The organism is Micrococcus sp. LASM2_SD2 (assembly GCF_057364565.1).
In genome coordinates, this window is record NZ_JBNFOB010000286.1 from 1 (window position 1) to 2,493 (window position 2,493).

The 2,493-nt window shown below is 72.3% G+C and carries 2 protein-coding genes and 1 pseudogene; 2 read left to right on the plus strand and 1 reads right to left on the minus strand.

Features of this window, described 5'->3' with window-relative positions; translation table 11 throughout:
• Nucleotides 1-95 precede the first annotated feature (95 nt).
• Entirely contained in the window at nucleotides 96-689 is a 594-nt protein-coding gene (locus AC2W7A_RS11485; RefSeq protein ID WP_485991465.1) for a hypothetical protein, read from the minus strand.
• Nucleotides 690-1,155: 466 nt separating this feature from the next.
• Here AC2W7A_RS11485 and AC2W7A_RS11490 point away from each other — a divergent pair, with 466 nt between their 5' ends.
• Together AC2W7A_RS11490 and AC2W7A_RS11495 are read left to right on the plus strand one after the other, a co-directional pair.
• Nucleotides 1,156-1,659 (plus strand): DedA family protein, encoded by a 504-nt coding sequence (locus AC2W7A_RS11490; protein ID WP_485991466.1) that lies wholly within the window; start codon nucleotides 1,156-1,158, stop codon nucleotides 1,657-1,659.
• A 5-nt stretch (nucleotides 1,660-1,664) separates the two neighbouring features.
• Nucleotides 1,665-2,493: pseudogene (locus tag AC2W7A_RS11495) on the plus strand (hypothetical protein); the annotation flags it as partial.

A 2,493-nucleotide genomic window follows, 5' to 3' on the forward strand; every position in this document is an offset into this window, starting at 1 on the left:
CGCCGGTCCGCGTCCGGGGCGACCACGGCGGCCGGCGCAGACGACGGGGCCCGCACCGGATGGTCCGGTGCGGCCCCGTCGTCTGCGCGTCAGGCTCAGGCGGCCTTGCGCAACTTCTTCAGCTCCTCGCGGGCCTCGCGCAGCGCGGCGGTCTGCTCGTCGCGGGCGGCGTAGATGGCCTCGACCTTGTCCGCCTTGGCGGCGTTGATGGCGTCCACCTTGTCCGCCTTGGCGGCGTTGATGCGCGCGGCGCGCTTCTTGGCGGCCTTCTTGCGCTTGCCGGAGCGGTTGGCGACCGAGTCGGCCATGATGCCCACGCCGGCACCGACCAGGAACAGGTCCTTGGCCACGGAGGTGCCCTCCTGGGAAGGACGCACGCCGTCGGCCTCGGTCATCTCCGGAGTGTTCAGGTACATGGACATCAGGCCGCCGGAGAAGGCGGTCAGCGCGGCGCCGGCGAGCCAGCCCGGGACCATGGGCAGCAGCAGGGCGGCGCCCGTGCCCACCTCGGCGGCGACCAGGAAGTTCTTGAACTGGGCCGGGCTCAGCTTGGACAGCTGCGGCACGCCCTTGACGGCCATCTGCTGGAGGCCGGCGGCCTGCTCGTCGGAGAGCTTCAGCTTGTTGATGCCCGAGTTGAGGATGAACGCGCCGGAGGTGAGGCGCAGGGGAATCTGGACGATGCTCATGGATCGCTTCCTTCCAGTCATGCCCGCGGCACGCTCAGGTGCGCGAGAGGACGTCTGTAGTCGTCAGGGTCTACAGCAGTCCACACTACCCAACACGGCGCGCGGATGCGCCACACGGCGCCACGGACCCGTCGGCGACCGGGTCCATGGCCGGGCCGGGTGAGCAATCACTCACCGTCCCGGTCTGTGCACGTGCGCACGCGTGCGGGACAATAGCGGGCATGCTCCCCACCTCTGACGCCTTTCCCGCGCTGACCGCCGCCGGCACCGCGGACTACGGCTGGCTCGGCAACGCCGTCGTCGCGATCATGGAGGCCGTCGGACCGGTCGGCGTGGCCCTCGCCGTCTTCGCGGAGAACCTGTTCCCCCCGATCCCGTCCGAGCTCATCCTCCCCCTGGCAGGGTCACCGCCGCCGGCGGCGCCTTCTCCCCGCTCGCGGCCACCGTCTGGGCGACGGTCGGCTCCGTGGTGGGCGCGCTGGCGCTCTACGGCCTCGGAGCCGCCCTGGGCCGGCGCCGCATGTACCGGGTCGCCGACCGCCTTCCCCTCGTGGACGTGGACGACGTCGAGGCCACGGAGCGCTGGTTCGCCCGCTACGGCACGTGGAGCGTCCTGATCGGCCGCCTGATCCCGGTGTTCCGGTCCCTGATCTCCATCCCGGCCGGCATCGAGGGCATGCGCCTGGGCCTGTTCGTGCTCTACACGACCCTCGGTTCGGCCGTGTGGAACGCGCTGCTGGTCTACGGCGGCTACCTTCTCGGCGCGAACTTCCACCTGGTCTCGGACTACGCGGACCTGTTCTCCAACGTGGTGGTGGTCCTCGTGGCGGTCGCCCTGGTCACCTGGGCGGCGCTGCGTCTGCGCCGCAACCACCGCCGCGCCAAGGACCCCGACTTCCGACCGCGCACGGCGGACGAGACCGCCTCCCACATCGACTCCCTGCTCTCCTCCCACGACCCGCGAAAGTGACCCCCATGTCCTCCCCCGCCGCGCCGTCCCCCCGCCGCCGTTCCCGCGCCCTCCTCTCCGCCGCCGCCGTCGCGGTGCTCGGCCTGACGGCCTGCGGGCCCAAGGACGAGGCGGACCGCGAGGCGCCGCCGTCCCCGACCTCGTCGGCGTCGGAGGCGCAGTCGCTGCCGCCGATGGACATGGCGCCGTTCACCATGGACGTGCCGGTGCACGACCTTCAGATGCTGCCGGGCACCACCCTTCGTGCGATCAGCGGCACCGATCCGGACTACGACGGCGCCTGGTTCGCCGTCCCGCACGCCGCCTCCTGGACGCGTGCGATGGAGGACGAGGTGCAATCCCGGGTGGACGCCTTCGTCCGGGACGCCTCGGACCAGGACCTCCGCCTCGATGTCCAGCCCCTGTTGACGGTGGTGGGCCCCTCGATCGCCGCCGCCCGCATCGTGTCGACGCAGAAGCGCGAGGAGGACGACATCGCCGCCTCGCGCGTGGTCTGGTACGACGCCGCGAACCGTCGCGTGCTGGACCCGCAGGACCTGTTCAGCGAGAGCGGCTGGAACGCCCTGCGGCATGAGCTCGCCTCCCGCCTCGCCGAGGACCCGGACGTCAACCAGGACCGCCTCGACGCCGCGGTCCGGGACCCGGACGCCGTGGAGAACCGCCGTCTCTGGGACGGCATCGTGTTCCTCGAAGACGGCAGCCTGCTCCTGGAGGTGGACCAGGGCGCCCTCGCCCCTGCGGACGCCGGGGTCCTGACGGCGCGCGTGTCCGCAGACACGCTCGGCCCGTGGCTCTCCGAGGCCGGCCGGCGCGCCGGACGCGGCCCGGAACCCG